Raw genomic sequence first — 5,015 nt, forward strand, 5'->3', positions numbered from 1 at the left:
CCCCATCTCCCCATACCCCAATTTCTTGATGAAAGGTAATTTTCTAAGGCGTTGTTATAGGCAATACTAAGATATTCTTGCTTTGTTCCTCAAGATTGTCATGGTTCAATTCGATGAACAGCTACGCCGCTTAGTTACCGAAGCCTGTGGATACCCACCTGGAAGCCCTCAGCGTCAGAAGCTGCTCACACAGATTATTCGTTTGACAGCAAGTAGACTCTGGAGGGAAAGTACTCCCTATTATCAAGACGCATTACAACAAACTTGGTTGTATTTCTGTCGTAATGTTTGTGAAGGTTTGACAGGCCAAAAATATGACCCTGCTTATGGTACTGTAATCACCTGGCTGAATGCTTACTTAAAACGGAGACTACAAGACTTTTACCTGAATCAAAACCGGGAACAAGCCACAACAGTCCCTCTTAAAATTCGTCAGTCTAAATTTGGTGGAACAAGTGAAACTATCGATCCTGTAGATAACCTACCGGCTGTTCCTGAAGCACCTCCAATTCTAGAGGAATTGGAAAACTGGGCGAAGGCAGACTTTGATGGAGAACTCCGTAGTATTTATATCAAAGGGCGTCCAGATGTGAATTGTCAGGTGTTAATCCTCAAACGCCTACCTCCGGAAGTTAGTTGGAGAGAGTTATCTGAGGAATTCGGGCTGTCAATTCCGACATTGAGCAGTTTTTATCAACGTCAGTGTCTACCGCGTTTACGTCAATTCGCAGAATCGGAGGGATTGTTAAGCTAATGCACGGTAAAAAAGCATAATTAACAAAAGTAGTTGTTGAGTGTTAACTGTCAACGGTGAGCTACCGCCCAGAACAGGGGGTTCTCCCTATGAGCGACTGGCTTTAGCGACTGTGCCTAGCTTCACTTTGAAGGAGTGAACAGCCTTCTTGAATCAATAGACTTCTAAGAGAAGTCGGGAAAAGGGGGTGCATGTTTGATATTTTCCCTTTCCCCTTTAACCCCTTCGGGGTTCGCCAGTCGCTCATGGGGGAAACCCCCAAGACCGCGCTGGCTCACCTTTTCCCTTTGACCACAAGAGTGCAATCAATTGCTTTTTGCACTCTTGTGGAAATTACATGATTTTTGCATGAGTCCTGTCTTTATTGAAAACTGGGAAAAATCGAATAAAACCCGATCCTACTGCTGATAAATAAGATTGTAGAAGCTCGCAGATTGTTGATGGATGCAAGTGGTAACATTACCCTGGTAGTCCAAGCACCTAGAGTTAGTCCTGTACAATTCCCAGTTATCATCTACCATTTGCCATGCCTATAACTCAAGCAACTAAACCTAGTGGTGGAAATTCTCTAAAAGTGAAAAGGCAAAAAGCAATATGTTTGTTTTTATGCTTTTTAATGGGTTTGTTATGTATTCTCAGTTCACCTGTGCTGGCAAAAGTTCCTAACTCATTCAATTCTTTAGCCCAACTGCCTGTTAACAGTACTACCTCTGTGGTTGGAACTACTGACGCCGCTTCACTCGTGGAACAAGGCAAAGTTTTATACGATACTGGCAATTATACTCAAGCCGCCGAAGTTTTGCAAAAAGCTGTGGAGGCTTATCAGCAGCAAGGGGAGAATCTCAGATTAGCAGTGACATTGAGTAATCTCTCCTTAGCTTATCAGCAACTTGGTAAATGGAGTCAGGCACAACAGGCAATTACACAAAGCCTAAATTTGCTTAAAGCCGAGGAGCAAAACCCAAATCTGCAAATATTAGCCCAATCCTTAGACATCCAAGGTCGTTTGCAATTGGCAACGGGACGACCGGAGGCGGCTTTAGCAACTTGGCAGCAGACAGAAGAAATTTATCAGCAAGCAGATAAAAAAAATGGTGTAGTCCGATCGCTAATCAATCAAGCACAAGCTTGGCAAACTCAAGGATTTTACCCGCGCGCAATCAAAACTCTAGATAAACTTCGTCAAAAGCTAAAATCTGAACGCGATTCTATAGAAAAGACAGTGAGTTTGCGATCGCTTGGTGATGCCCTGATGCTAATAGGCAATTTCAAAGACTCACAGGAAGTCTTAGAAGAAAGTCTCACAATTGCTCGTAATTTGCAATCACAGGCAGATATTAGCGCTAGTCTGTTCAGCTTGGGAAATAATGCCCTCAAACAAAACGATAAACTAAAAGCCATCGCCTATTATCAACAAACAGTTGCAGTATCTCCCTCACCGCTCACAAAAGTCCAAGCTCAACTCAATCACCTGAGTTTACTTATTGAAGACCAACAATGGGCAGAAGTTAAAACTCTTTTACCAGCGATTCAATCTCAACTCGACCAACTCCCACTCAGTCGTGCTAGTATCTACGCTCTGGTTAACTATTCACAAAGTTTATCAAAAGTCAAGAATAATGTTGATTTCCCAAGCCAAACATTAACTAAAAATTTTTCCTCCCCATTTCCCATTCAGCAGGAGTTAAACGCGCCGCTACGGCAAACAGCATTCCTACTCGCCAGTGCCATTGAGAAATCCCGGAGTTTAGGAGATAAGCGAGCAGAGGCCTACGCCTTCAAAAATTTAGGTGGTTTGTACGAACAAACCAAACAGTTGTCAGAGGCGCAAAGCCTGACTATGCAAGGATTAGCTTTAGCACAGAGCAGTAACGCACCTGAAATTACCTATGCATTGGAATGGCAGTTAGGTAGATTACTCTGGGCAAAAAATGATATTAATGGTGCGATCGCCGCTTATGATGCTGCTGTGGAAACTCTCCAATCTCTCCGCAGAGATTTAGTAGTAAATAACGACGTAGTTAATCAAGATGTACAATTCAACTTTCGGGACAGCGTGGAACCCGTTTACCGACAGTCAGTACAATTATTGCTGCAATCTCAACATGGAAAAACAGACGAGAAAATATTAGAAAAAGCACGCCTGCGAATTGAAGCACTCCAGCTAGCAGAATTAGACGACTTCTTTCGGGAAGCTTGTCTGCAAGGTCAGAGAATAACCCTCGACCAAGTGGTAGACAAAGGAGATCGTTCCGACGCTGCCATTATCTATCCAATCATTCTTCCCGAACAACTCCAGGTAATTGTCAAAATTCCTAACCAACCCCTGAAAAACTACGGTAACAAGATTTCCCAAACCAAAGTAGAAGAACTTTTAGTAGAACTGCGAAAAAATCTTGTTAATCCCACTGCTACCAAAACTGTTCAAACCCAATCACAACAAGTTTACAACTGGCTGCTCCAACCCATTGAATCAGAATTACAAAAAAGTGGGGTAAAGACCTTAGTATTTGTGCTGGACGGAGTATTACGTAATATACCAATGTCCGCGCTGTACGATGGCAAGCAATACTTAGTAGAGAAATACGCAGTTGCCCTCAGTGTCGGTCTGCAACTCCTAGACCCCAAACCACTGCTAAAACAGAAATTAGTAGCTCTCACCGCAGGATTAACTCAGCCCCCACCTGGATTTCCCAAGTTTGCCCCATTACTGGGGATTAAATCTGAATTCGACAGTATTGCCAAAGCAGGAGTTTCCACAACTCGTCTGTTAGATGGGGATTTTAAGAAAAAGAATTTAGAAACTGAAATTTCAGAAACTTCATTCAACATTGTACATTTGGCAACCCACGGTCAGTTCAGTTCTCGTTTTGAGGACACTTTTATTTTGGATTTTGATGGTCAGATTAACGTCAAAGATTTTGATACTCTTTTCCGCAATCAAAATAAAAGCATAGTGGAACTATTAGTTTTGAGTGCTTGCCAAACAGCAACAGGAGACACTCGTGCAGCCCTTGGCCTAGCAGGAGCAGCTGTACGAGCTGGCGCACGCAGCACCATTGCCTCCCTCTGGCAAATTGATGACAAATCAACTGCAATGTTTGTTAGTGGCTTTTATCAAGAACTCAAAAGTGGCAACATTACCAAAGCTGAAGCTGTTCACCGTGCCCAGCTAAAACTCCTGAAACATCCTAACTATAAAGCACCAAGCTTTTGGTCTTCTTATGTGTTAATTGGTAATTGGTTGTGATTTCGACATAAAAAATTCTGGAATAAAACAAAATTTTCTTTCTTGCTGAAGCGATTGATTTTCATAGGAAATACTTACCCTAGCAAATCATTTTTTGAGGTCTTCTCTTTACCCCCCTTAATCCCCCCTTGTCAAGGGGGGAAAAAAGAAATCCAGTCCCTTCCCTTGACAAGGTGGGGTAAAACCTTGCTTAATCAGCTGATTTGTGTGTACACCGTAACTTGGCAAGGAGAGGGGTAACTGTCGCAAGCCCTATTTATGCACCACTACTAAAGTTCCCGTTGCAGCCCAGTTGTAAAGATTGCGAGCTTGCTTAACAGGTAAATTCACGCAACCGTGGCTGACTGGAGTTCCAAAACGGTTATGCCAGTATGCACCGTGAATGGCATAGCCTCTATAGAAATACATTGTGTAAGGAACATCAGGGATGTTGTAGCCCCTGCCTCGCATCCGGTGAGTGCGATACTTAGAATTAATCCGGAATTTACCTATGGGTGTAGGAGTCGATCGCTTACCTGCGGAAATTCGATATGAATAAACGAGTTTTTTTCCTTCCCATCCACGTAAGCGTTGTTCTGACAAGTCAATTTCAATCCAGCGAGGTTGGGACGTTTGGCTGATACTAGATACAGTGATGCTGTTTTCATTGGCTGACGTGGCTTTAGCTGTAGCAAAATTGGGATTACCCGCTAACGGCGGCGACCAAGAAAATAAAGTCGCCACCGTTAACACCACGCCTGTACAAAAAGTTTTTGAGGAACGAATTCCACCACTGCGAATCCAGGATTGCATTATGCCTCACCTTCTAAACTAATTAGTCATTAGTCAGTAGTCATTAGTGATTAGTCATTTATCCTTAGTTAAACGAGTGGTTTTAACTAATGATGAATAATTAATCCATAATGAGCAAAATCTGTAATTTCAAGATGAAATGCAAACTCTCCCCGGATTGTTATACCAATTTGAAAAAATAATGCAACACATAGACAAGACCCCTCCCCAACCCTCCCC

The 5,015-nt window shown here is 42.7% G+C and carries 3 protein-coding genes; 2 read left to right on the forward strand and 1 reads right to left on the reverse strand.

Annotation, left to right across the window (positions count from 1 at the left end):
• Nucleotides 1-100 precede the first annotated feature (100 nt).
• Together GNE10_RS31960 and GNE10_RS31965 are read left to right on the forward strand one after the other, a co-directional pair.
• Nucleotides 101-754 carry a sigma-70 family RNA polymerase sigma factor gene (locus GNE10_RS31960; protein WP_185569987.1) on the forward strand — a complete coding sequence of 218 codons (654 nt, stop codon included), beginning with the start codon at nt 101-103 and terminating at the stop codon, nt 752-754.
• A gap of 526 nt (nt 755-1,280) precedes the next feature.
• Nucleotides 1,281-4,004 carry a CHAT domain-containing protein gene (locus GNE10_RS31965; RefSeq protein ID WP_185569989.1) on the forward strand — a complete coding sequence of 908 codons (2,724 nt, stop codon included), beginning with the start codon at nt 1,281-1,283 and terminating at the stop codon, nt 4,002-4,004.
• 252 nt (nt 4,005-4,256) lie between these two features.
• Here GNE10_RS31965 and GNE10_RS31970 read toward each other — a convergent pair whose 3' ends face one another.
• A complete protein-coding gene (locus GNE10_RS31970) occupies nt 4,257-4,796 on the reverse strand; it encodes a L,D-transpeptidase (RefSeq protein WP_180267408.1) in 540 nt (179 codons plus the stop codon).
• Between the last annotated feature and the right edge of the window lie 219 nt (nt 4,797-5,015).

It is taken from the genome of Nostoc sp. 2RC (genome assembly GCF_014222165.1).
GTDB lineage: Bacteria > Cyanobacteriota > Cyanobacteriia > Cyanobacteriales > Nostocaceae > Nostoc > Nostoc linckia.